14 protein-coding genes are annotated in these 25,212 nt (G+C 71.4%); 12 read left to right on the top strand and 2 right to left on the bottom strand.

The window, feature by feature from the left end:
• Nucleotide 1: 1 nt before the first annotated feature.
• Nucleotides 2-1,093, bottom strand: coding sequence for a PKD domain-containing protein (locus CLV71_RS33950; protein WP_133906996.1), 1,092 nt, complete (start codon nt 1,091-1,093; stop codon nt 2-4).
• 203 nt (nt 1,094-1,296) lie between these two features.
• On the opposite strand from CLV71_RS33950, the gene CLV71_RS33945 reads away from it, so the two are divergent.
• Genes CLV71_RS33945 through CLV71_RS33920 form a run of 6 tightly spaced genes read left to right on the top strand, consistent with a single transcriptional unit; the run spans nt 1,297 to nt 7,122 of the window.
• Nucleotides 1,297-3,417 (top strand): MMPL family transporter, encoded by a 2,121-nt coding sequence (locus CLV71_RS33945; protein ID WP_133906995.1) that lies wholly within the window; start codon nt 1,297-1,299, stop codon nt 3,415-3,417.
• A 50-nt stretch (nt 3,418-3,467) separates the two neighbouring features.
• A complete protein-coding gene (locus CLV71_RS33940; protein WP_133906994.1) occupies nt 3,468-4,007 on the top strand; it encodes an RNA polymerase sigma factor in 540 nt (179 codons plus the stop codon).
• Between the two features lie 13 nt (nt 4,008-4,020).
• Entirely contained in the window at nt 4,021-4,839 is an 819-nt protein-coding gene (locus tag CLV71_RS33935; protein ID WP_133906993.1) for a cupin domain-containing protein, read from the top strand.
• The gene (locus tag CLV71_RS33930; RefSeq protein WP_133906992.1) at nt 4,836-5,696 is read left to right on the top strand and encodes an ABC transporter ATP-binding protein; all 861 of its coding nucleotides are present in this window, start codon (nt 4,836-4,838) and stop codon (nt 5,694-5,696) included. Before CLV71_RS33935 ends, CLV71_RS33930 begins: the two co-directional genes overlap by 4 nt.
• Nucleotides 5,693-6,469, top strand: a complete 777-nt coding sequence (locus CLV71_RS33925) for a hypothetical protein (protein ID WP_133906991.1) — start codon at nt 5,693-5,695, stop codon at nt 6,467-6,469. The genes CLV71_RS33930 and CLV71_RS33925 overlap by 4 nt, the downstream gene beginning before the upstream one ends.
• 8 nt (nt 6,470-6,477) lie before the next feature.
• Nucleotides 6,478-7,122, top strand: coding sequence for a hypothetical protein (locus CLV71_RS33920; protein ID WP_133906990.1), 645 nt, complete (start codon nt 6,478-6,480; stop codon nt 7,120-7,122).
• Nucleotides 7,123-7,143: 21 nt separating this feature from the next.
• On the opposite strand, the gene CLV71_RS33915 is transcribed toward CLV71_RS33920, so the two are convergent.
• Nucleotides 7,144-8,496: a cysteate synthase gene (locus CLV71_RS33915; protein ID WP_133906989.1), complete on the bottom strand. Its 1,353-nt coding sequence runs from the start codon at nt 8,494-8,496 to the stop codon at nt 7,144-7,146.
• A 161-nt stretch (nt 8,497-8,657) separates the two neighbouring features.
• Between CLV71_RS33915 and CLV71_RS33910 the strand changes: the two genes are divergently transcribed.
• From CLV71_RS33910 to CLV71_RS33885, 6 genes are all read left to right on the top strand, one after another.
• On the top strand, nt 8,658-8,891 hold the full coding sequence (locus tag CLV71_RS33910; protein WP_133906988.1) for an MbtH family protein: 234 nt from the start codon (nt 8,658-8,660) through the stop codon (nt 8,889-8,891).
• A 149-nt stretch (nt 8,892-9,040) separates the two neighbouring features.
• Nucleotides 9,041-9,925, top strand: coding sequence for an ABC transporter ATP-binding protein (locus CLV71_RS33905; RefSeq protein WP_133906987.1), 885 nt, complete (start codon nt 9,041-9,043; stop codon nt 9,923-9,925).
• Complete coding sequence (locus CLV71_RS33900) at nt 9,925-10,584, top strand: hypothetical protein (protein WP_133906986.1); 660 nt, start codon at nt 9,925-9,927, stop codon at nt 10,582-10,584. Before CLV71_RS33905 ends, CLV71_RS33900 begins: the two co-directional genes overlap by 1 nt.
• A 475-nt stretch (nt 10,585-11,059) precedes the next feature.
• Nucleotides 11,060-12,652, top strand: a complete 1,593-nt coding sequence (locus tag CLV71_RS33895; RefSeq protein WP_133906985.1) for a tryptophan halogenase family protein — start codon at nt 11,060-11,062, stop codon at nt 12,650-12,652.
• Nucleotides 12,653-12,688: 36 nt separating this feature from the next.
• Nucleotides 12,689-14,215 (top strand): AMP-binding protein, encoded by a 1,527-nt coding sequence (locus CLV71_RS33890; RefSeq protein ID WP_133906984.1) that lies wholly within the window; start codon nt 12,689-12,691, stop codon nt 14,213-14,215.
• Nucleotides 14,216-14,252: 37 nt separating this feature from the next.
• On the top strand, nt 14,253-25,212 hold a 10,960-nt coding region (locus CLV71_RS33885), incomplete at its 3' end, for a non-ribosomal peptide synthetase (protein WP_133906983.1).

The following is a 25,212-nucleotide window of genomic DNA, read 5'->3' as shown; positions in this document are numbered from 1 at the left end:
GTCAGCTCACCTCGTCGGTGCCGGGTCGAACGGTCGTCGCCGACGCGATGACCTCGTTGTCGACGAGCCGGACATCGCGCGCGCCCTGGGGAAGCGTGACCTCGGCCCGGAACGTCACCTTGCCGAACGTGGCGTCCTCCGGGGTGAAGGTGTAGTTGAACGGGAACGCCACGGTGCGGTTCGGCCGCGCGGGCACGTACTGCGTGGCGCGGGCGATCTCCTCGAAACCACCAGGCGTGCTCCGGTAGAGGACGACGGTGGCGTTCTCCGGGAGCCGCTCGTTGGCGACCTTTACCTCGATCGGCTTCGTCTGGTTCACCCGGCCCGCGGCAGGGGTGGTGAACCCGGCGATCCGCACGTCGTGGGTCCGCACGGTGACGGCTCGCGTCGCGGTGGCGGTGCGCCCGTCGGCGGAGGTGATGTTCACCCGGGCGACGTAGTCCCCGTCGGCCGGGTAGCGGTGCGTACCGGGAGTGCCGCTTCCCGTGGTTCCGTCGCCGAAGTCCCACTCCACACTGGTGATCACCTCGCCGACGGTGTCGTAGGCGTACTGGGAGAAGGTGATCGTGTCGAGCGTCGACGGGTCGAACACCGACGTGTAGAGGTCCGTCTTGAGGGTGGGTGCCAGTCCCAGCTCGATGCGGGTGGTTTGCGTGTCGGGGCGCCAGTTGCTCACCTGGATGCGGTAGGTCTGCCCGGCGGTGACGTTGAGGATCCGGCGGTCGTAGGTGCGGCAGAAGACCTCGGTCAGGCCGCCGAGCGAGTCCCCGGTGTACACGGCGAGGACGGTGTCCCACTCGAAGCTGGTGCGCGCCAACGTGATCGACTCCGTGCGTGGCGCGGTGAAGGCGAACCACGCCGACGGCGCTGCGCTGTACGAGCCGCAGGACGGGTCGGGCTCACCCGGTTCCGCGGTCGCCTCGGCCAGTGCGACCTCGCCGACGGCGGGCACCGACGTGAGCGGTGCGGCGCCTGCGAAGGAGTCGTTGCCGGGCGGTGCGGCGGCGGCCGTTGCCGGAAACAGGGCGGTGAGCCCCATCGCCGCGGTGACGACGGTCGCGGCACGCGCGCGAGGTCTTTCGGACGGCTGCATCGGTTCTCCCCACTGTCTGGCCTGCGGCAGGTGCCCCGTCACGCGTCGCGAGCCGTGTCGAAAGGCGAAGTATCGGCGAGGAGCGAAGCGGGCACCACGAAATCAGGTCGGCAACTCCGACGCGGGCACGGCCTCCGCTACGGTGCTCGCTACCTCCGCGACCGTCACCAGGTACGCGGTCGACCGCCCGACAGGAGTTGCCGATGCTCGCGAGGTGGTGCGGACGTCACCGCACACTGGTGGTCGTGCTGTGGGTCCTGCTGGCCGCGGGGCTGCTGGCGGGAGCACGCGTGGTCGAGGGCGACACGGCCGACGACGTCACGGTGTCCGGCAGCGACAGCGCGGCGGCCAACGCGCAGCTGTCAACGGCGGACGCGTCCGGCCAGGAGCGCTCGGAACTGGTGCTCACCGCGGGCCGCGGCGAGCGCGTCGACACGCCCGCGCTCCGGGCCGCGGTGGCCGACACCGTCGACGCGGTGTCGGCGGTGCCAGGCATCGGCACGGTGCCCGCGAAGGTCGAGCCGAGTCCGGACGGGACCGCCGTGCGGTTCACCGTCACGCTCGCCCCCGGGGTCACCGCCGACAAGGCGCTGGGACAGGAGGTGCTCGACGCCGCCGAGCCCGCGCGCGACGCGAGCATGGCCGTCGCGCTCGGTGGCGTGCTCGGCCAGCGGCTGTCCGCGCTCGACTCCCGGACCAGCGAGATCATCGGCATCGTGGCCGCGCTGGTGGTGTTGCTGCTCGCGTTCGGGTCGGCCGTCGCGGCGTTGCTGCCGGTGGTCACCGCGCTGATCGTGGTCGTCGGCGGGCTCGCCGGGCTGGACATGCTGAAGAGCGCGGTCGCCATCCCGGACGTCGCACCGACACTCGCCGCGATGATCGGACTCGGGGTCGGCGTGGACTACACGCTCTTCCTGGTCAACCGGCAGCGCAGGCTGCTCGCCGCCGGACTGTCCCCATCGGACGCGGTGGTCCGCACAGCGCGGTCGGCGGGCACCGCGGTCGTGTTCGCGGGCGCCACGGTCATCGTGGCGATCAGCGGGCTCATGCTCACCGGCGTCGGCTTCGTGTCCTGGCTCGGCTGGAGCAGCGCGCTGCTGGTCGCGGGTGCCGTGCTCTCGGCCGTCACACTCGCCCCCGCGCTGCTCGCCGTCGCCGGCACCCGCCTCGGCCGCGGCAGGCCGGCCGCCGCCACCGACGAGGACCTCGACCGGAGCGCCTGGGGCGGGTTCGCATCCTTCACCGCCCGCCGACCCGTGACCGTCGCGGTCGCCAGCGCGGTCCTGTTACTCGGACTCGGCGCGCCCGCGCTCGCACTGCGGCTCGGCCAGACCGACGCGGGCGACCGGGGCCCGGACCACCAGACGGGCCTGCACTTCGAGGCGGTCGCGGCGGCGTGGGGGCCCGGCGAGAACGGGCCGCTCACCGTGGTGCTGACCGATCCCGCCCAGGCCGGGCCCGCGTCGGCGGCCATCGAGAAGACGGCAGGGGTCGAGACGGTGTCGCCGCCCCGCCCGCTGCCCTCGGGCGCGGTGGCGCTGCGGGTCGTGCCGACCACCGGACCGTCCGACACGGCCACGGACGCCCTGGTCGCGCGGCTGCGGGACCACGTGCTGCCGAGATTCGACGACGCCCACGTCGGCGGTGGCACGGCAACCCGCATCGACCTCGCGAACCGCATCACGGAGCGGCTGCCGTGGCTCATCCTGGCCGTCGTCGGCGTGGCGTGCGTGCTGTTGCTGCTGGCGTTCCGGTCACTGCTGCTGCCGGTCAAGGCGGCGCTGATGAACATCGTGTCGGTGTGTGCCGCCTACGGGGTGGTCACGGCGGTGTTCCAGTGGGGCTGGGGCGCGACGCTGCTGGGGCTCGACGGCCCGGTGCCGATCGACAGCTACGTGCCCATGGTGTTGTTCGCCGTCCTGTTCGGGCTGTCCATGGACTACGAGGTGTTCCTGCTGACCTCGGTCCGGGAGCACTGGGTCCGCACCGGCGACAACCTGGTCGCGGTCCGCCGCGGCCTCGCCGAGACGGGCGGCGTGATCACCTCCGCGGCGTTGATCATGGTCTGCGTGTTCGCGAGCTTCGTACTGGTCGACAACCCGACCATCAAGATCTTCGGCCTCGGCCTGGCCAGCGCGATCGTCGTCGACGCGACCATCGTCCGCTGCCTGCTCGTACCCGCGACCATGGTCCTGCTCGGCCGCTGGAACTGGTGGCTACCCCGCCCGCTGGACCGGCTGCTCCCGCACGTGCTCGACCACGCCACCCCCGTAGCGGAGCCCAGGTCCGAACCCGTCGTGGCCACGGCCGCCGAGCGCACATGAACCGTTTGCCCCGCTCGGTGCGACGAACAGGGCATGGATGGTAGCTACGCATGCTGACAGGGCCGCCGGACCCGCGAGAGGACGCCCAGCTCCTCGCGGCGATCACCGACGGTGACCGGGCGGCGTTCGCCGAGCTGTACCGGCGGCACCTGCCGTGGCTGTTGGTGCGCCTGGGGCGGCGGTGCTCGTCGCCGGAGATCGTCGACGAGGTCGTGCAGGACACGTTCGTGGCGGTCTGGCGGTCGGCCGGGCGGTGGGATCGCCGGGGCGAGGTCGCCGCGTGGATCTGGGGGATCGGCATCCGTCGTCTGGTCGACGCGCTGCGTCGCAGCCGTCCGCCCGTCGACGAGCTGACGAGGTTCGCGGGCGTCGAGAACTCGGCCGAGGAGCACGTGCTGCTCGCCGTCCAGTACGGCGACCTCGGCGCGGCACTCACGAGCCTGTCACCGGAGCTGCGTGCCGTCGTGCAGGCCACTGTCCTCGACGGACTGACGACCCGGGAGGCCGCCCGGCTGCTGGGCATCCCGCCCGGCACGGTCAAGACACGGATGATGCGCGCCCGCGCCCTGTTGCGGGAGCGGCTGGCATGACGGGGAGGTCGGCATGACCGTCTGGCACCTGGATCCGGAGGCGATCCGCCGGTACTCGCGGGGGGACGCCCCGCCGGATCTGGCCGCGTCCGTCGAGGCGCACCTGATGAGGTGCGCGGCCTGCCGGGGCGCGATCTCGTCCCACGTGGACGTCGGGCGGGCCGAGGCGATCTGGCACGAGGTGGTCGACCGGGTCGACGCACCCCGCCTGCGCGGGCTCGAACGGATGCTGACCCGGCTCGGCGTCGGCGAGGCCACGGCACGCCTCGTCGCCGCGACGCCGACCCTGCGAGGGCCGTGGCTGCTGGCCGTCGCGGGGGTGCTCGCGCTCGCTGCGTGGGCGGCCCAGGTCGACGAGCGTCTCCCGGAGCGGTTTCTCGTGGTCGCCCCGCTCGGGCCGCTGGCCGGTGTCGCGGTGGCCTTCGCAGGCGGCCTCGACCCGACCAGGGAGATCGGCCTCGCCGCCCCGTACCCGGGGCTGCGACTGCTGCTGGTCCGAACGGTCGCCGTCCTGACCGTGACGGTGCCGATCGTGGCCGCCGCCGGGTTCGCGTTACCCGGCCCGAACTGGCCTGCCGCCTGGCTACTGCCCACCGCCGGGCTCACCTGCGCCGCGCTGGCCCTGTCCGCCCGCGTGACGCCTGTCGTCGCGGTCGGCGTCGTGGCCACGGCCTGGACGCTGCTGACCGCACCGACCACCATCGCGGGTCACCTCGACCTCGCCTTCGGCGGCGGCGCCCAGGTCTTCTGGCTCGCCGTGGCCGTCGGCGCCGCCACCTGGCTCGCCGTCACCCGCGACACCTTCACGATCAGGCTGGGGAGAAACGCATGACCACGGTGAGTGTGCGCGGCGCGACCAAGTCCTTCGGCCGCACGACGGCACTGGACAGCGTCGACCTCGAAGCCGACCCCGGGGTGACCGGACTGCTCGGTCCGAACGGGGCGGGCAAGACGACCCTGCTCCGCACGATCGCCACCGTACTGGCGCCGGACCGGGGCACGGTGACCCTGCTGGGCCGCGATCCGTCGCGCCCCGACGACCGCACCAGGATCCGCGAACGCCTCGGCTACCTGCCCCAGGACGCGGGCTTCCACCGGGGCTTCACCGTCTTCGAGTTCGTCGACTACGTGGCGATCCTGAAGGAGATGACCGACCGGCGGCCCCGGCACGACGAGGTCCGCCGGGTCATCGCGCTGACCGGGCTGGAGTCCGTCAGCGCGAAGCGGATCCGGGCCCTGTCCGGCGGCATGCGCAGGCGTGTCGGCCTGGCGCAGGCCATGCTGGGCGATCCCGACCTGCTCGTCCTCGACGAGCCGACGGTCGGCCTCGACCCGGAGCAGCGGCTGCGGTTCCGGGAGATGATCTCCCAGGCGGGCGAGGGGCGCACGGTGGTCATGTCCAGCCACCAGACCGAGGACATCACCGCGCTGTGCACCAGGATCGCCGTGATCCACCAGGGCCGGGCCCGGTTCGCCGGTACTCCGGCGGAGCTGACGGCGCGGGCCGAAGGTCGCGTGTGGACGGACACACGGCGCTCGCCTGCCGCGCTCGCGGCGTGGCGCACCGGTGACGGCGCCTACCGCAATGTCGGCGACCCACCCCGGGGCGCCGAGCTGATCCCACCGACACTGGAGGACGCGTACCTGCTGCTGGTGGGCGAGTTCGAACCGGAGGTCACCCACTCATGACCACTGTGGACTCCGCGGCCGCCATGACGCCGCTGATCGGCCGGGAAGCGCGCCACCTCGTCCGGCATCCCGTGCTGTGGCCGCTGCCCGCCGTCATCGCGGTGACCTCCGCTTTGGACAGTGCCAGCGACGGCCGGACCGCGGGTTACTGGTACGGCACCATCTTCGTCGCCGTCGCGTTCTTCGCGCCCATGTTCGTCCTCTTCGCGGCGAACCTGGTCGCGAGCGGCGCCCGCCGCGGCCACGCCGAGGAGGCGCTGGACGTCACGCCGACCGCGGACACCATTCGAACCTGGGCGATGAGCCTGGGGATCGCGCTCCCACCGGCCGGCGTCGGCGCGGTCGCGGCGGTGGCCATGGCTCTCGTCGACAGCGTCAACGACATCCCGCGGCAGGACGTGCTGACCGCGGGCGAGCTGGCCCAGCTCCCGTTCATCCTGGCGGGCGCCGGACTGCTCGGCGTGCTCGCCGCGCGCTGGCTGCCCTTCGCGGGCGGCGTACTGATCGTCTTCGTCCTCGCGACCCTGGGCGGTCTGGTGGCCTTCGGGCGGTTCGACGCAGGCGTCTGGTGGATGTGGTGGTCGACGGAGAGAATCCTGGGGGTCCGGTCGCCGGTGCAGGGCGAACCGTGGCTGCATGCCGCCTACCTGGCGGGGCTCTGTGCCTGCGCCGCCGTCGCGGCCGTCTACCGCGCACAGCGGTCCCGGCTGGCTCTCGTCGGCGGGCCGGTCCTGGCCGCCACGCTCGTCCTCGGCTGGCTCCAACTGTCATGACACCGTCCGTGGCATGGGAACTGGTTCGCAGCGGCCACCTGGTGCGCAGTCTGCGCCTGGCGCCGTTCGCGATCGGCGCTGTCGCCGGCGCGGCGTTCCTGGCGGTACGCGGCGGCGACACGCAGGACGTCGTCGGGGACCCGCGTGTGCTGGGCCTGCTGCTGGCACTGGGTGGCGGGTACGTGCTCGATGACGGCGCGGCGGTCACCCTGCAGGCCAGCCCGTACAGCCTGGCCCGCAGGCTCTGGCTGCGGATCGGCTGTGCCTGCGCCGTGGTAGGTCCACTGTGGACGATTGTGCTGGCCCGCTACCTCCCCACGGCACCGGCTGGTGATCGCCGGGCCCTCGGCGTGGGCCTCACGGTCGAGTTCGCCGCGGCACTCGCCGTGCTCTGGGCCGTGGCCGTGTGGGGCCGTCGCCACGGCTTCGACCATCCCGGGATCATCACCACCCCCGCGCTCCTGGCCGCGCTACTGCCGACGGCGTCGATCCCACAGGCGCCGATGATGGTCGGCTTCGGGGCGGAATGGACCCCGGCCCACCTGAGGTGGTCGGCCATCCTGGTCACCGCGATCTGTGTGCTCGTCGCCGGAACGCGCGACCCGGCCGCACGCCGGCGCTTGCCGGTCCGCGTAGGCCGGGCGAAGGACTAGCCGGTGCGCGGGGGAGCGGTGTCAGCTGAGTGCGCGGGCCCGGAGCAGTTCCCGAGGGAATGTGCCGTCGCGCAAGTCGTTCTGTGACACAGAAAATACCTGATCCGGCGGCCTGAGCGGTGTCGTCTCGGCCAGTCTGCGGCGACCGCCGCCGGTGACGTTCAACAACAGTGTCGCGTCACGGTCGACCATGCCGGTCGCGGCGGCTTCGCACAGGCACGCGAGTGCGACCGCCGCGGCCGGTTCGATGTCGATTCCCTCGACGTCCTGGAACAACCGCCGGGCCGCGAGTGCGGCGGGCCGGTCCGCGACGAGCATGTCGCCGTCACTTTCCAGCAGGCAGTCACGCACGCCGCCCAGGACTCCGTACGGTGGCAGGCGGTTCACCAGCTCGTCCGCGAAGACGGCGGTCCCCGTCGGGCGTGGCCACTCGCGGCCGTCGCGTTCGCGCCGCCAGGCGTCGTGGAGCGGCGCGAACGACTCGTTCTGGCACAGCAGCAACTTCGGCACCCGATCGGCCGTGCCCGCGGCGACCAGCCTGCGGGCCGCCTCGTGCACCGCGATCGCGCCCGCGCCACTGCCGACCGCCTGGACGTAGTAGTCCGGCAGGACCGGCATCGCCTCCGCGGCGGCCAGCAACACCGTCGCGAGGCCCGCGCGCCGTGCCACGTTCTTCGCGCCGCCCTCCACCTGCCCGTCGAGTGCCGTCGCGAGGGACTGGCCGAAGGCGATGGCATCGGTGTAGTCGCCGTGTTCCAGCATGACGAGCCGGACGCACGGGGCGAGTGGCCGCTGGAACATCAGCCGGTCCGTGGCCGCCGCGGGCACGACGATCACGCACGGCATCTCGTACCGGGATGCCAGCGCGGCGAACGCGGCGGCCGTGTTCCCGGCCGACGACACCACCAGCGTCGGCGCGTCGTGCGGCAGCCTGCCCAGTGCCGTGTACGCCTCGAGTTCCTTGAACGTCGACGTTGTCATCGCGCACCCGCGTTCCGGCCAGTAGCCGTTGAACGCGATCCACAGGTTCGGCAGGCCGAGCCGTCTGCCGAGCGCCGCACCGTGGTACACCTCCGGCCGGACGGCGCCGGTCAGCGTTCTGCGGACCGGGAGCCAGTCGCGATACCGGAAGAGACCGTCGTCGCCGCGTGGCCGGGGAAAGGCGTTCGTGGCGTACACGACCTGGAGCAGTCCCGGCGCGTGCGGTTGCGGGCATTCGAGCCGGAGACCGTCGTCGGGACCCCGCCAACCGCAGACGGGGCACAGCAGTACGTAATGTGAACTGGTTTCGGCAACGCTCAACAAGGCACGGACCCTTCGTGCGGTGGGGGTGGCGAATGAAGGGGCCAGTGGATGCGAGTTCACGACAAGCATACATTCGGTCGAATCGTGCGGTGGCCCGGAACAATCGAAAGTCCGTTTTTACGAATGCGCCGGACTTGTTGTGATAGTCGTCACAGTTGCCTTGGGTGGTTGTCGTGGGTGGCCCGCGACGCCAGACTGGATCGCGTTCGGGCGTCCTGGGAGGGGAACCCATGAGCAATCCGTTCGATGACGAAAACGGTCGTTTTCTCGTGCTGGCCAACGACGAGCGGCAGTACTCGCTCTGGCCCAGCTTCGCCGACGTGCCGCCGGGTTGGACAGTCGAACTGCCCGAGAGTGACCGCGAAACCTGTTTGGCCTACGTCGAGACCCATTGGACCGACATGCGGCCAAGAAGTCTCGTCGAGGCGATGGAGGCCGACGCGGTCCGCCGTTCCGGCAGCTGAAACAGTGATCGACCGGTGGAGCCTGCTCGCCTGACAGGGTGGGCTCGGCAGGCCTGTGTGCCGTGGGTCAGCACCGCTCGAGTTTGTTATGCTCCGCGTTCGGTTGAATGCGATGAGTTGGCGAACTTCGAGTCGCGAGGACTTCTGCGGTGCGAGTGAGCGATGTCAGCAAGCGTTATGGCCGGGACCGCACGGTGCTTTCCGATGTGGTCATGGACCTCGAGTCCGGTGACATCACCGCGATCGCGGGCGGCAACGGGTCCGGCAAGTCGACGCTGCTGCGCATTCTCGTCGGCGTCACCCGCCCGACGTCGGGCACGGTCACGGGTCGGCCGGCACGCGTCGGCTATGTGCCGGAACGGTTTCCGTCCGACGAGCGGCTGACCGCGCGTTCGTACCTGACCCACATGGGGCGGATCCGCGGGCTTTCCGGCCGGGAGGCCGGCCGCGCGGCCGAGCGACTGCTGGACCGGTTCGCGCTCGCGGGCGGGTTCGACACCGCGCTTCGCCGGCTGTCCAAGGGAAACCTGCAGAAGGTGGGGCTGGCGCAGGCGTTGGTCGTGCCACCGGAACTACTGGTGCTGGACGAGCCCTGGTCGGGCCTGGACCGCTCGGCACACGGTGTGCTCGCCGAGGTGATGGCGGAGTGTGCCGCGAACGGCGGCACCGTCGTGTTCACCGACCATCGCGAGGCGACAGTCCGGACGAACGCGACACGTGTCTACCGGATCGACCACGGCAGAGTCCGCCCCGGCGATGTCGAGGCGGTGCAGGCGACGCTGGTGGTGCGGCTGGTGCTGGAGGCGCCGTCCGGCGTCGACGGCTGGCCGCGCGATGATGTCGAGGCCGTGCTGGCGTCGGCGATTTCCACGCGCTGGGAAGGCGATCGCGTCCTGGTGCGGGTGGGCAAACCGGACGCCGACGGCCTGCTGCTGGCCGCCCTGCGACATGGTTGGTCGGTCGCGCGGGTGGACGAGGCCGTGGCGGAACGGATCACGGCCGCGTCCGACGGCGATGCCGGAGAAGTCCGGTGATGGCGTTGTTCCGCTACACGCTGGCCATCCTGCTGCACTCCCAGCGCTACCTGCCGCCGACGTTGTTGTACTGCGTGGTGGCGATGTTGCTGGTGCATGGGGACAATGCGCAGCCCGTGGCGCCGATCTTCGGTGTGATGACCGTGGCCACCCTGGTGCTCGCGGCATGGCTGACGGTGTCGCTGATCGGTGTGGAGGATCCGGTGCAGCGCACCATCACGGCGGTGAACGCGGGCCGGTCGCGCTCGCTGCTGATCGCCACGGCGTGGGTCGTGCTCGCGTGCTGTGCCGTGCTGAGTGCGCTCCTGCTCGCTGTGCCGCTGGTTTTCGGGTTCCGCGACGTGACCGGGTTGGAGTTGTTCGCCGGGGCGGAAGCCCTGCTCACCGGCGCCTGCGTCGGTGTCGCGATCGGCCTGGTTACCTCCCGGCTGATGATCCGCCGTCCCGGCTACGGCCTGCTGACGACACTGTTGCTGTTGCTGTTGTTCGTACTGGTGCGGTGGATCCCACCCGTCAACCCGGCGATGACACTGTTGACCCGCAACGGATCGGTCACCGGTGACACCGTGGCCTCCGCGACCGGGTACGCGGCCGTGGCCGTCGTGCTGATGGCCCTCAGCGTCGCCGCGACCCAGCTGGTCGCCGCCCGCCGGGACTGACCCGGAACACGTCTCCGCACCGTCGTCACGATGCCGGACGTGCGCGTTCCGCGGCCTCGGACAGCCCAAAAACGACAATATCGGAGGAATCTGGCGCAGAACTCCGACGTCAACATCCGTGACGCGGCGGGCCTGATTTGTTAGAGTTGCTTTGGAGCCACGACTGGATGCGGGTCGCAGCTTTCTGGGGATGACACACAAAAACGATCTCTGGGGGATCGGGGTGGAGCTTGAATGCCCGTGTAGAACGGGCGACTGCTAGTCGGAACTTGCTGCTCACGTGCGGTCGGCCGCGTGCCTCGTGCGCCGATTCGGCCTGCCGACGCGCTAAGAGGGACGTTCGTCGTGCCGACTGCCGGCCCCGGCGTTCGCGAATAACGTCGAAATGTCGGAATTCAGACGCCGGAATATCTTGCGATGACGGATTGGCGACGTATTCGTGTGTCCGTCGTAATGGCATTAGGGGGTATGAACTGTGGGCGACCGCAGAATCCGGAAGATCGTCGTGCTCGGTGGCGGGACCGCGGGCTGGATGAGTGCCGCCTACCTCGGCCGGGCGCTCGGTCAGCAGGTGTCGGTCACGGTGCTGGAGTCGCCTGCCGTGCCGAGGATCGGGGTGGGTGAGGCGACCATCCCGAACCTGCACAGGGTGTTGTTCGACTTCCTCGGCGTGCCGGAGGACGACTGGATGCGGGCGTGCAACGCCAGCTTCAAGATGGGCATCAAGTACGTGAACTGGCGCACGCCCGGCGCGGGCGAGGCGACGTCACGACAGCGAAGTGGTGCGCCGGACGAGTTCTACCACCTGTTCGGCCTGCTGCCCACCTACCAGAACCTGCCGCTGTCGCACTACTGGACGCACCGCGCACTCGCAGGCGAGACAGCTGAGCGGTTCGACCGGGCGTGCTACCCGCAGGCGCCCGCGCTGGACGCGAACCTGGCGCCCCGCAACGCCGACGGCACCCGGTGGACCAACTACGCGTGGCACTTCGACGCTCAGCTGGTCGCCGACTACCTGCGCCAGTTCGCCGTGGACAAACAGGGCGCGGTGCACATCGAGGACATGATGACCGAGGCGGTCCTCGACCAGCGCGGCCACGTGACGGGCCTGCGGACCCAGGGTGGCCGCCTGATCGAGGGCGACCTGTTCGTCGACTGCTCCGGATTCCGCGGGTTGCTGATCAACCAGGCGATGCGCGAGCCGTTCCTGGACATGAGCGACCACCTGCTCAACGACCGTGCCGTGGCGACCGCCGTCCCCCACGACGACGAGGCGCACGGCGTCGAGCCGTACACGTCGTCGATCGCGATGTCGTCGGGCTGGACCTGGAAGATCCCGATGCTCGGCCGTTTCGGCAGCGGCTACGTCTACTCCAGCCGGTTCGCCAACCAGGACGAGGCGACCCTGGAGTTCTGCCGGATGTGGGGCCTCGACCCGGAAGAGCAGACGCTCAACCAGATCCGGTTCCGGGTCGGCCGCAACCGCCGGGCATGGGTGCGCAACGTCGTCAGTGTCGGCCTGGCGTCCTGCTTCCTGGAACCGCTGGAGTCGACGGGCATCTACTTCGCCTACGCCGCGCTCTACCAGCTGGTGAAACACTTCCCGGACAAGAACTTCGAGCCGGTCATGCGTGACCGGTTCAACCGCGAGATCGAGGTGATGTTCGACGACTCGCGGGACTTCGTGCAGGCCCACTTCACGTTCGCGCCACGGGACGACACACCGTTCTGGCGTGCCTGCAAGGAACTCCCGCTCGCCGACGCCATCGCCGAGAAGGTCGCCATGTACCGGGCGGGACTGCCGGTCAGCATGCCGGTGGTCGGCGAGGAGACCTACTACGACAACTTCGAGGCGGAGTTCCGCAACTTCTGGAGCAACAGCAACTACTACTGCATCCTGGCCGGTCTGGACTTCCTGCCGGACCACTCGCTGCCGATGCTGGCCGCACGACCGGAACTGGCCGACCAGGCCGAGCCGCTGTTCGCGCGAGTCAAACAGGAGCAACGTCGGATCCTGGACACGGTGCCGACCTGCTACGACTACCTGCGCCAGTTACACGGCAAGTGACGCGGGCACACGTCGGACGACCACGGGGGTGTCGCGATGACGGTGGACCTGTCCGGAACCACCACGAACTGGACCGAGCCGGCAGGCACAGCGGCAGGCGATGCGCGGGACCGTCCCGCACTGATGGACCACCGGGGCGAGACGGTGACCTACGGCCAGGTCGGCGAGTTGATCGGCGCACTGCGGGACTCCCTGGTGCGCCTGGGGGTCCGCCCGTCGGAGGTGGTCTGCGTCGCGTTGCCGGACGCACCGGTGTCGGCGGTCGCGATGCTGGCGGTCACCGACGTCGCGGTCTGCCTGCCGTTGAACCCCACGCTCGCACCCGCCGAGTACCGGCGGTTGTTCCGGCTGCTGACCCCGAGGGCGGTGGTGCTGCAGCGTCGCCTCAGCGGTCGGCTCCGCGCGGTGTGCGCCGAGCTGTCGCTGCCGGTGTTCGACCTCGTGCCCGCACGGGGTGAGCTGACCGGCGCCGCGCTGGGCGAGGGTGGCAGGACGTCTCCCGTGCCTGCCGTCGACCGCGGACTGATGCTGGCCACGTCCGGTTCCACGGACCGTCCGAAGATCGTGCAGTTGTCCCGGGACAACATCGTCGCGGCGGCCAGGGCCACCGCGACGGCCTACGGGCTCGGCCCTGCCGACTGCCGGCTGTCGGCCATGCCGTTGTTCCACGTGCAGGGCCTGGTGGGTGCGGTGGTCGCGGCCCTGGTCTCGGGATCGTCGTGCCTGGTGCTGCCGCACTTCGACCCGGACCTGGTCCTGGCGCATCTCGCCGGTCCCCGGGTCACCTGGTACTCCGGTAGCAGCGCCATGCTGGCCGCGCTGCTCGCGAGCGCGCCGGACGACCTGGTGCCGGGCCCGGCGCTCCGGTTCATCAGGGCGGGCTCCGGCCCGGCGGCCGAGGACCTGCTGGCACGGGTGGAGCGGTCGTTCGACGTGCCGGTGGTGACCTCCTACGGCATGACCGAGGCACACCAGATCGCGTCCAGCCCGCTGCCGCCCGGGCGGCGCCGTCCGGGCAGCGTCGGGGTGGCCACCGGATCGCAGGTCGCGGTCGAGCGGTCCGGACGGCCCGTGCGGGAGCCGGACGTCGAAGGCGAGCTGCTGATCGCGGGACCGAACGTGATGACCGGCTACTGGGCCGACCCGGACCCGGACGCCACCTTCGTCGACGGATGGCTGCGCACCGGCGACCTCGGCCGTGTCGACGCCGACGGCTACGTGTGGATCACCGGGCGGATCAAGGACATCATCAACCGGGGCGGTGAGAAGATCTCGCCGGCCGAGGTGGACTCCGTGCTGCTCGGCCATCCGGACGTCGTGGACTGCGCGACGTTCGCCGCACCCGACGCGCTGCTCGGCGAGGACGTCCACACGGCCGTCGTGCTGCGGGACGGCCACGCCACCACACCGGACGAGGTCCGCGGCTACGCACGCGACCGGCTCACCCCCAGCAAGGTGCCGAAGCGGGTCCTGGTCGTCGACGCGCTGCCCCGCAGCCCGCAGGGCAAGCTGCGCCGCGCCGACGTCGCCGCGCTCTGCGCCGACCAACTCGCAGCCGGCTGAGGCACACGCCGGCCGATTCCTGGAGGGTTGCCAACAGATGGTGCTCGGTGCCGCTGATCGTGGCCGACACGAACAACTGCTGTGCGAGCTGTTCGCCGAGGTGCTCGGGCTGCCGCACGTGACCCCTGCCGACGACTTCTTCGCACTCGGCGGACATTCGCTGCTGGCGACGCGGCTGGTGTCGCGGATGCGTGCGGTGCTGGGGATCGAGGTGCCGGTGCTCTCGGTGTTCGAGGCGCCGACAGCGGCGGGCCTCGCCCGGGAGGTCGAGGAGGTCACCGGCACGGTACGACCGCCGCTGCGCCCGACACCGCACGGCGACTCGGCGCCGGTGTCGTTCGCCCAGCAGCGGCTGTGGTTCCTCCACCAGCTGGACGGACCGAGCGCGGTCTACAACCTTCCCATCGTGTTCCGGCTGGCGGGCGAGGTCGACCCGGCGGCCATGCGCGCGGCACTGTCCGACGTGATGGCGCGCCACGAGGCACTGCGGACCGTGTTCGGCGAGTCGGACGGCGTTCCGGTGCAACGCATCCTGCCCGCCCACACCCCGGTGCGGATGTCCCTTGTGGACACCGCGTCGGACCGGCTGCCGGGGCTGCTCTCCGGCGTCGTCGAGCACTGCTTCGACCTCGCCACCGAGCCGCCGCTGCGAGCCTGGCTGTGCCGGGTCGTCGACGACGGGTCGTGGGTGCTGGCCGTGCTGATGCACCACATCGCCGGCGACGGCTGGTCGATGGCGCCGCTGTCGCGTGACCTGTCGGAGGCGTACACCGCCCGGCTGGCGGGCAACGCACCGGCATGGCAGCCGCTGCCGGTGCGGTACGCGGACTACGCGGCGTGGCAACGGGAACTGCTCGGCGACCTCGACGACCCGGACAGCATCGCGGCCCGGCAGGTCGGCTACTGGTCCGCCCGGCTGGCAGGCCTGCCCGACCAGGTCGGCCTGCCGGGCGACCGGCCGCGGCCCGCCGTCGCGTCGCATCGCGGTGCCACCGTGGCATTCGAGATCGACCCGGAGCTCTACGCCCGTGTGGACCGGGTCGCCCGCGAGGCCAGGGCGAGTGTGTTCATGGTGCTGCACGCCGCGCTGGCGGCACTGCTGACCCGGCTGGGCGCCGGGACGGACATCCCGATCGGCACGCCGGTGGCCGGCCGGGCCGACGAGGCGCTGGACGACCTCGTCGGGTTCTTCGTCAACACACTGGTCCTGCGGACCGACACCTCGGGCGACCCCACGTTCGCGGACCTGCTGGCCCAGGTGCGGGAGACGGCACTGGCCGCCTACGCGCACCAGGACATGCCGTTCGAGCGGATCGTGGACGCGCTCAACCCGGCCCGGTCGCTGGCCCACCACCCGCTGTTCCAGATCGCCCTGGTGCTCCAGAACAACGCCGGGACAACGGTCGACCTGCCGGGCGTCACCGCCGTGCGGGACCGCGTGTCCGGGCGCAACGCCCGGTTCGACCTCACCTTCACCGTGCGCGACGACGGCACCGGCCGCGTGGAGTACGCCGTGGACCTCTACGACCACGCGACCGTCGTGGCACTGGCCGACCGCTGGGTCCGGCTGCTGGACGCGGTGACGGCCGACCTCGGGCGCCGGGTCGCCGATGTGGACATCCTCACCGACACCGAACGCCACCAGGTGCTGACCGGGTGGAACGTCACCTCCGGCACGCCCTCGACACTGCCGCTCCCGGTGCTGTTCGAGCAGCGGGCCGCCGCCACGCCGGACGCCGTCGCCGTCGAGTGGGACGGCGGATCGGTCACCTACGCCGAGCTGAACGCGCGTGCCGGCCGGCTGGCCCGGCGGTTGGCCGACCGGGGCGCCGGACCGGAGCGGCTGGTGGCGCTGGTGTTGCCGCGTTCGGTGGACATGGTCGTGGCGATCATCGCCGTGCTCAGGGCAGGCGCGGGCTACCTGCCGATCGATCCCGCGTATCCCGCCGAGCGCGTCCGGTTCATGATCGACGACGCGCGGCCGGTACTGGTGCTCGACGCGCTCGACCAGCTCACGGCCCTGCCCGGCGCGGCCCCCGGGGAACGGCGCACCCGGCCGACCGCGGGAAACACGGCCTACGTCATGTACACCTCGGGCACGACCGGTGCGCCGAAAGGGGTCGTCGTCACGCACGCGGACGTGGCCGGCCTGGTGTCGGCGTCCTGTTTCGCGGGCGGCGCGCACGAGCGCGTGCTGCTGCACTCCCCGTACGTGTTCGACGCGTCGACCTACGAGCTGTGGGTGCCACTGCTGTCCGGCGGCACGGTGGTCATCGCGTCGGGCGACGTCGACGCGCGGACCGTGCGGCGTGCCGTCGCCGACCACGGCGTGACGGCGATGTGGGCGACGTCGGGCCTGTTCCGGGTGCTGGCGGACGAGGACCCGGAGTGCTTCGCGGGGCTGCGGGAGGTGTGGGCGGGTGGCGGCGTCGTGCCCGCGGGCGCGGTCCGGCGGGTCCTGCGGGCGTGCCCGGGGCTCGTCGTGGTCGACGGGTACGGTCCGACCGAGACCACGACGTTCGTCACCAGCCATCCGATGGCGGCGCCGGACGAGGTGCCCGACCCGGTGCCGGTCGGCGCCCCGATCACCCACATGCGGGCCTACGTGCTCGATGACCGGCTGCGGCCGGTGCCGCCCGGCGCGATCGGCGAGCTGTACGTTGCCGGGACCGGCGTGGCCAGGGGTTACCTCGGCCGTGCCGGGCTGACGGCGAACCGGTTCGTGGCGTGCCCGTTCGGTCCGGGGGAGCGGATGTACCGCACCGGGGACGTGGTGCGGTGGCGGGACGGGGTGATCGAGTACCGGGGCCGGGCCGACGACCAGGTCAAGATCCGCGGGTTCCGCGTCGAGCCGGGCGAGGTCGAGTCCGTCCTCGCGGCGCACCACCTCGTGGCGCAGGCCGTGGTCACCGCACGGGCGGACCGTCCGGGTGAGCAGCGGCTCGTCGCCTACGTCGTGCCGGAGGACCCGGAGCTGGTGGACCCGGCGCCGCTGCGCGACCACCTGGCGGAGCGGCTGCCGGACTACCTCGTCCCGTCGGCGATCGTCCTGCTCGCGGCCATGCCGCTGACGGCCGTCGGCAAGATCGACGTGCGTGCGTTGCCCGCACCCGACTTCGCGGCACTCGCGGGCAGCGGCGGCGCTCCGCGTGACCAGCGGGAGGAGCTGCTGTGCGGGCTGTTCGCCGAGGTGCTGGGGTTGCCAGGGGTCGGTGTCGACGACGGGTTCTTCGACCTGGGCGGGCACTCGCTGCTGGCGACCCGGCTCGTGTCCCGGTTGCGCACGGCGCTGGGCGTGGAGCTGCCGGTGCGTGCGGTGTTCGAGTCGCCGACGGTGGCGGGGCTCGCCCGGCGGTTGCCTGCCGTGTCCGACGCCCGCAGGCCCGTCCTGCGGCCGGTACGGCGTGCCGAGTACCTGCCGGTGTCCTTCGCGCAGCAGCGGCTGTGGTTCATCGACCAGCTGGAGGGTGCCAGTCCCGTCTACAACGTGCCGCTGGTGCTGCGCCTAGCCGGGGAGCTTGACCCGGACGCGCTGAAAGCGGCCCTGGCGGACGTGGTGGACCGCCACGAAGCGCTGCGCACCGTGTACACCGAGGTCGACGGCGTCCCCATGCAGCGGATCCGGCCGGCCGGTGGCGGCGTCGAGATGTCCATCGCGGAGGTGGCCGCCGACGGGGTGTCCGACGCCGTCGCCGACGTGGTGTGGCATCCGTTCGACCTGGCGGCCGGGCCGCCGCTGCGGGCGTCGCTGGTGCGGGCCACGGCAGACGAATGCGTGCTGGTGCTGGTGTTGCACCACATCGCGGGCGATGGCTGGTCGTTGGCGCCGTTGTTGCGGGACCTGTCGCGTGCCTATGCGGCCAGGGCCGTTGGGGCGGCGCCGGGTTGGTCGCCGTTGCCGGTGCAGTACGCGGACTACGCGGTGTGGCAGCGGGAGCTGCTGGGGAGTCTCGACGATCCCGGTAGTGCGGTGGCGCGGCAGGTGGAGTTCTGGTCGCACCGGCTCGCCGGGTTGCCGGAGCAGGTGAGCCTGCTGGGTGACCGTCCTCGTCCGGCCGTGGCGTCGCATCGCGGCGCCGTGGTCGGGTTCGAGGTCGATCCGGTGGTGCACGCGCGGATCGTGGCGGTGGCGCGTGACGCGGGCGCGAGTGTGTTCATGGTGTTGCTGGCGGGTTTGGCCGGGTTGCTGACGCGGTCGGGGGCGGGCACGGACGTGCCGATCGGTTCGCCCGTGGCTGGTCGTACCGACGAGGCGTTGGATGACCTGGTCGGGTTCTTCGTGAACACGTTGGTGTTGCGGACGGATACCGGTGGTGATCCGTCGTTCGCGGAGCTGCTGGGTCGGGTGCGGGAGACGGCGTTGTCGGCGTATGCCAATCAGGATGTGCCGTTCGAGCGGTTGGTGGACGTGCTGAACCCGCACCGGTCGTTGGCGCACCACCCGTTGTTCCAGGTCATGCTGGTGTTGCAGAACAACGTCGAGGCGAGCCTGGAACTGCCCGGTGTTCGTGCCACTCGGGAACGCGCGCTGGGACGAAGCGCGCGGTTCGATCTCACGGTCAGCGTGCGCGAGCGGCCGGACACCGCGGGCATGACCGGGCGGGTCGAGTACAGCACCGACCTCTACGACCGGGGCACGATCGAGTCGCTGGTGCGGCGCTGGCTGCGCCTTCTCGACAGCGTCACCGCGGCGCCGGACCAGCGGCTCGGTGCCGTCCCGCTGCTGACCGACGCCGAGCGCCACCTGCTGCTGACCCAGTGGAACGACACGGCGGCGGCGGTACCGTCCTCGCCGCTGCCCGCACTGTTCGAACAGCAGGTCGAGCGGACCCCGGACGCCGTCGCCGTCCGGTCCGGGAACGAGTCGGTCAGCTACACCGAACTCAACGCCCGCGCGAACCGGTTCGCCCGGCAGCTCATCGCCCGTGGCGTCGGGCCCGAGGACCACGTCGCGGTCGCGCTGCCGAGGTCGACCGAGCTGATCGTCGCGCTGCTGGCCGTGGCCAAGGCGGGCGCTGCTTACGTGCCGATCGATCCGGACCACCCCGCCGAACGGATCCGGTTCCTGATCGAGGACGCACGACCGGTGTGCGTGGTCACGCCGGACGACATGGTCACCACGGGTCACTCCTCGGCCGACATCACCGACGCCGAGCGGGTCCGCCCGCTGCGACCCCACAACCCCGCCTACGTCATCTACACCTCCGGCACCACCGGCCACCCCAAGGGCGTCGTGGTGGAGCACCGGTCGCTGACCAACTACCTGGTCCGTGCCAGGTCGGCGTACCCGGCCCTTGGCGGCGCGACGCTGCTGCACGCGTCGGTGACGTTCGACGGCGCCGTGCCGCCGCTGTACGGCCCGCTGCTCGTCGGCGGGCTGCTGCATGTCGGCGACCTCGACGAACGGACCGCCGGACACGGCCTCCCCTACACGTTCCTGAAGCTGACCCCGACCCACCTGGCGTTCGCGATGACCGAGCACTCGGCCCAGGTCGCGCCGACGTCACAGTTGATGGTCGGCGGCTCGGCCGCACGCGGCGCCGACCTGGACCGCTGGCGCGCGGCACATCCCGGTGTCTCGGTCGTGAACCACTACGGCCCCACCGAGACCACGGTCGGGTGCACGGACTACGTGATCCCGGACGGCGAGGTCAGCGACGGCCGGCCGGTGCCGATCGGGAGGCCACAGGACAACGTGCGGGTGTTCGTCCTCGACGACCGCCTGCGGCTCGTGCCACCCGGTGTCTCCGGCGAGCTGTACGTCGCCGGTACCGGTGTCGCCAGGGGCTACCTCGGCCGTGTCAGGCTGACGGCCAACCGGTTCGTGGCGTGCCCGTTCGGTTCGGGTGAGCGGATGTACCGCACCGGTGACGTGGCGCGGTGGCGTGCCGACGGGAACCTCGAGTACCTGGGCCGGGCCGACGACCAGGTGAAGATCCGCGGGGTCCGGGTGGAACCCGCCGAGGTGGAAGTGGTGCTCGCCAGGCACGAGGCGGTGGCACACGTCGCCGCGGTCGCCAGGCAGGACCGGTCCGGCGAGCACCAGCTGGTCGCCTACGTCGTTCCGGCCGCTCCTCTCGGCGACCTGCGCGAGTACCTGCGGGAACGGCTGCCCGACTACCTGGTGCCTGCCGCTGTCGTGACACTTCCCGCCCTGCCCCTGACGTCGAGCGGGAAGGTGGACCGCGCCGCACTGCCTGCACCGGAGTTCGCCGAGGCAGGCCGGATGCTGCCGCGCAACCCGCAGGAGGAGCTGCTGTGCGGCTTGTTCGCCGAGGTGCTGGGGCTGCCCGAGGTCGGGGTGGCGGACAGCTTCTTCGACCTGGGTGGGCATTCGTTGCTGGCGACGCGGTTGGTGTCGCGGGTGCGTGCGGTGTTCGGCGTGGAGCTTTCGGTGCGGGCGGTGTTCGAGGCGCCGACCGTGGCCGGTCTCGCCGGACGGGTAGGGCGAGCGGCGGGGGTACGCAGGCCGGCACTGGCCCCGGTCACGCGTCCCGGGCAGGTGCCGTTGTCGTTCGCGCAGCAGCGCCTGTGGTTCCTGTACCGCCTGCGGGGCCCGAACCCGCTGTACAACGTCCCGCTGGTGATCCGCATGACCGGCGACCTGGACACCGACGCCTTCGCGGCGGCACTGAACGACGTCGTCGATCGGCACGAGCCGTTGCGTACGGTCCTCGCCGAGGTCGATGGCACGCCGGTGCAGCAGATCCTGGCGAAGGTCACTGTGCCGGTTCCGGTCGTGGACGACCGGGGGCCCGACCTCGTCGCCGAGGCCGTGCACCACAGCTTCGACCTCGCCACCGAACTGCCCGTGCGGGCGTCGCTGTCCCGCACCGGCGACGGATGGGTTTTCGTGCTCGTCGTGCACCACGTCGCGACCGACGGCTGGTCGATGGCGCCGTTGTCGCGGGACCTGTCGCGGGCGTACGCGGCCAGGGTCGCGGGCGCCGAGCCGGACTGGCCGCCGTTGCCGGTGCAGTACGCGGACTACGCGGTGTGGCAGCGGGAGCTGCTCGGCGACCTGTCCGATCCGGACAGTCGGATCGCCGGACAGCTCGACTACTGGACGAGCGCGTTGGCCGGGCTACCCGAACAGGTCAGCCTGCCGGGCGACCGGCCGAGGCCCTCGGTCGCGACCTACGAGGGCGCGAGCCTCGGTTTCGACCTCACCCCGGCCATGCACGCACAGGTGGCGGACGTGGCCCGTGACTGCGGCGCCAGCGTGTTCATGGTGTTGCAGGCAGCACTCGCGGGACTGCTGACACGGCTGGGTGCCGGCACGGACATCCCGGTCGGCGTGCCGGTCGCAGGCCGGACCGACGAGTCACTCGACGCCCTGGTGGGGTTCTTCGTCAACACGCTGGTGCTGCGCAACGACACCAGCGGCGACCCGACCTTCGCGGAGCTGGTGGCGAGGGTGCGGGAGACGGCGCTGTCGGCCTACGCCAACCAGGACGTGCCGTTCGAACGCCTCGTGGACGTGGTGAGCCCACAGCGGTCACTGGCGCACCACCCGCTGTTCCAGATCATGCTGGTGTTGCAGAACAACGAGGACGTGACGCTGGATCTGCCCGGTGTGCGGGCCGTTCGCGAGCGGGTCCGTGCCCGGGGCTCGCGGTTCGACCTGACGTTCAGCCTGCGGGAGCACCGCGGCACCGACGGCGGTCCGGCAGGGATGTCCGGGCGGGTCGAGTACAGCACGGACCTGTACGACCGCGGCACGGTCGAGACGCTGGTGGCGCGGTGGCTGCGGCTGCTGGACGCGGTGACCGGCGACACGGGCCGCCGTCCGGGCGGCGTGGACGTGATGTCCGACGCCGAGCGCCGCCGGGTGCTGGCCGACTGGAACGACACGGCGGGTGAGCCGCCGGTGGTGCCGGTGCCGGCGTTGTTCGAGCGGCAGGCGGCGCGGACACCCGACGCGGTGGCGGTGGTGTCCGACGGCGAACCGGTCACCTACGCCGAGCTGAACGCGAGGGCCAACCGGCTGGCGAGACACCTGATCGGCCGGGGGGCAGGGCCGGAGCGGCTGGTCGCGTTGCGGCTGTCCCGGTCCGTCGAGATGGTCGTGGCGATCCTGGCCGTGCTGAAGTCGGGAGCCGCGTACGTGCCGGTCGACCCGGAGTACCCGGCCGAACGGGTCCGGTTCATGGAGTCCGACGCCCGGCCGGTGTGCGTGGTCACGGCCGAGGACGTGCACGCGGCACCCGCCGGCCTGTCCGGCACCGACGTCACGGACGCGGAGCGCGTCGGCCCGCTGACCGTGGCAGGCCCGGCGTACGTGATCTACACGTCGGGCACGACGGGCGTGCCGAAGGGTGCCGTGGTCACCCATGCCGGCCTGGCCAACCGGGTCACGTGGATGACCGGGCGGTACGGCTTCTCCGGCACGGACCGCGTGCTCCAGAAGACGCCGTACGGGTTCGACGTCTCGGTGTGGGAGTTCCTGGCCACCCTGACCTCCGGCGCCACCCTCGTCATGGCGCGGCCCGGCGGCCACCGCGAGCCTGGGTACCTGGTCGACGTCATCCGCCGGGAACGGATCACCATCCTCCACTTCGTCCCCTCGATGCTGCGGGAGTTCCTCCGCAACCTCGACGCCGGGGCCGTGCCGACGCTGCGCCAGGTGTTCTGCAGCGGGGAGGCGCTGTCCGGCGACCTGCGGGACGAGTTCGTCGCGAAGGTGCCCGCCGGACTGCACAACCTGTACGGTCCGACCGAGGCGTCGATCGACGTCACCGCCTGGGACTGCGGGCACGGGGACGGACAGGCACCGCCGATCGGCGCACCGATCACCAACACGCGGGTCTACGTGCTCGACGGGCGTCTGCGGCCGGTTCCTCCCGGTGTGGCCGGGGAGCTGTACCTGGCCGGAACACCTCTGGCGCGTGGTTACCTGCGCCGCCCCGGCCTGACCGCGGACCGGTTCGTGGCCTGCCCGTTCGGTGCCGGTGAACGGATGTACCGCACCGGGGATGTCGTGCGGTGGCGGTACGACGGGAACCTCGAGTACCTCGGGCGCACCGACGACCAGGTGAAGATCCGCGGGTTTCGCGTCGAACCGGCCGAGGTCGAGGCCGTGCTCGCCGGGCATTCGAGGACGGCGCAGTCGGTCGTGGTGGCCAGGGAGGACCGTCCCGGCGAGCCGCGGCTGGTCGCCTATGTGGTCGCACACGGCGACTCCACCGGACTGACCGGCGAACTGCGCGAGTATCTGCGTGAGCGCCTGCCGGACTACCTGGTGCCCGCCGCGTTCGTGCCGCTGGACCGAATTCCGTTGTCGGCCAACGGCAAGGTCGACCGCCGGGCACTGCCCACACCGGACTACACGGCACAGGCCGGCAGTGGCGGCGGCCCGCGGGATCCGCGGGAGGAGCTGTTGTGCGGGTTGTTCGCCGAGGTGCTGGGGTTGCCCGAGGTCGGTGTGGCGGACGGGTTCTTCGATCTGGGTGGGCATTCGCTGTTGGCGACGCGGTTGGTGTCGCGGGTGCGTGTGGTCATGGGTGTGGAGCTGTCGGTGCGGGCGGTGTTCGAGGCGCCCACGGTCGCGGGCCTGGCGCGACGGGTACGCGACGCCACTGGCCTGGTGCGCCCGGCTTTGCGGCCGGTGGACTCACCCGAGCGGATTCCGCTGTCGTTCGCGCAGCAGCGGCTGTGGTTCCTTCAGCAGCTGGAGGGCCCGAACCCGGTCTACAACATTCCGCTCGTGCTGCGGATGTCCGGTGATCTCGACGTCGGGTCGCTGCGGTCGGCGCTGGACGACGTCGTGGCACGGCACGAACCACTGCGCACCACGTTCACCGACGTCGACGGCGACCCCGCGCAGACGATCCGGGATGGCGTGCGGGTGTTCCTACCGATCGCGGATCTGGACTCCGGAAGGCTCGAGGCCGCGGTCACCGAGGTCGTGGGCCACCGGTTCGACCTCGCGGCGGACCTGCCGCTACGGGCGTCACTGTTCCGCGTGACCGATACGGGCGACTGGGTTCTCGTGCTCGTGGTACACCACGCCGCGACCGACGGCTGGTCGATGGCGCCGTTGTCGCGGGACCTGTCGCTGGCCTACACGGCGCGGGTGGCCGGTGTGGCACCGGACTGGTCGCCGTTGCCGGTGCGGTACGCGGACTACGCGGTGTGGCAGCGGGAGCTGCTCGGCGATCTGTCCGATTCGGACAGCCAGGTCGCCGGTCAGCTCGACTACTGGACGACGGCGTTGGCAGGACTGCCGGAACAGGCCGGCCTGCCCGGCGACCGGCCGCGCCCGGTGGTGGCCTCGCATCGGGGTGGCAGCGTGGACGTGCGGCTCGACGCCGCCGCACACGAGGCCGTCGTCGACCTCGCCCGCCGCAGTGGGACGAGTGTGTTCATGGTGTTGCTGGCGGGTTTGGCCGGGGTGTTGAGCAGGTTGGGTGCGGGCTCGGACATCCCGGTGGGCACGCCGGTGGCTGGTCGTACCGACGAGGCGTTGGATGACCTGGTGGGGTTCTTCGTGAACACGTTGGTGTTGCGGATGGATACCGGTGGTGATCCGTCGTTCGCGGAGCTGCTGGGTCGGGTGCGGGAGACGGCGTTGTCGGCGTATGCCAATCAGGATGTGCCGTTCGAGCGGTTGGTGGACGTGCTGAACCCGCACCGGTCGTTGGCGCATCACCCGTTGTTCCAGGTCATGTTGGTGTTGCAGAACAACGTGGACACCGCGATCGAGCTGCCCGGGCTGACCGTCACCCGGGAGCGCCTGTCCCGCCCCAACGCCCGTTTCGACCTGACCTTCAACCTCAGGGAACGGCGTGCCCCCGACGGCCGTCCCGCCGGGATCACCGGCCGGGTCACCTTCACCACCGACCTGTACGACCAGGGCACCATCGAGTCGCTCGTGCGCCGCTGGTCACAGCTGCTGCGGGTCGTCACGGCCGATTCTGACGTCCCAGTGTGTCGTGTGGACCTGTTGAGCGAGTCCGAGTGTGGGTTGTTGGCGTCGTGGAACGACACGGCCGGGG

The organism is Actinophytocola oryzae (assembly GCF_004364325.1).
Classification (GTDB): Bacteria; Actinomycetota; Actinomycetes; order Mycobacteriales; family Pseudonocardiaceae; genus Actinophytocola; species Actinophytocola oryzae.
The sequence above is the reverse complement of the archived record's forward strand: the minus strand, read 5'-3'. Positions and strand labels throughout refer to the sequence as shown.

Excerpts from the sequence above, each read along its gene's own strand:
- CLV71_RS33950 (WP_133906996.1), bottom strand. The coding sequence starts at position 1,093 with ATGCAGCCGTCCGAAAGACCTCGCGCGCGTGCCGCGACCGTCGTCACC.
- CLV71_RS33890 (WP_133906984.1), top strand. The coding sequence starts at position 12,689 with ATGACGGTGGACCTGTCCGGAACCACCACGAACTGGACCGAGCCGGCA.
- CLV71_RS33910 (WP_133906988.1), top strand. The coding sequence starts at position 8,658 with ATGAGCAATCCGTTCGATGACGAAAACGGTCGTTTTCTCGTGCTGGCC.
- CLV71_RS33945 (WP_133906995.1), top strand. The coding sequence starts at position 1,297 with ATGCTCGCGAGGTGGTGCGGACGTCACCGCACACTGGTGGTCGTGCTG.
- CLV71_RS33940 (WP_133906994.1), top strand. The coding sequence starts at position 3,468 with ATGCTGACAGGGCCGCCGGACCCGCGAGAGGACGCCCAGCTCCTCGCG.
- CLV71_RS33930 (WP_133906992.1), top strand. The coding sequence starts at position 4,836 with ATGACCACGGTGAGTGTGCGCGGCGCGACCAAGTCCTTCGGCCGCACG.
- CLV71_RS33935 (WP_133906993.1), top strand. The coding sequence starts at position 4,021 with ATGACCGTCTGGCACCTGGATCCGGAGGCGATCCGCCGGTACTCGCGG.
- CLV71_RS33915 (WP_133906989.1), bottom strand. The coding sequence starts at position 8,496 with ATGCTTGTCGTGAACTCGCATCCACTGGCCCCTTCATTCGCCACCCCC.
- CLV71_RS33925 (WP_133906991.1), top strand. The coding sequence starts at position 5,693 with ATGACCACTGTGGACTCCGCGGCCGCCATGACGCCGCTGATCGGCCGG.
- CLV71_RS33900 (WP_133906986.1), top strand. The coding sequence starts at position 9,925 with ATGGCGTTGTTCCGCTACACGCTGGCCATCCTGCTGCACTCCCAGCGC.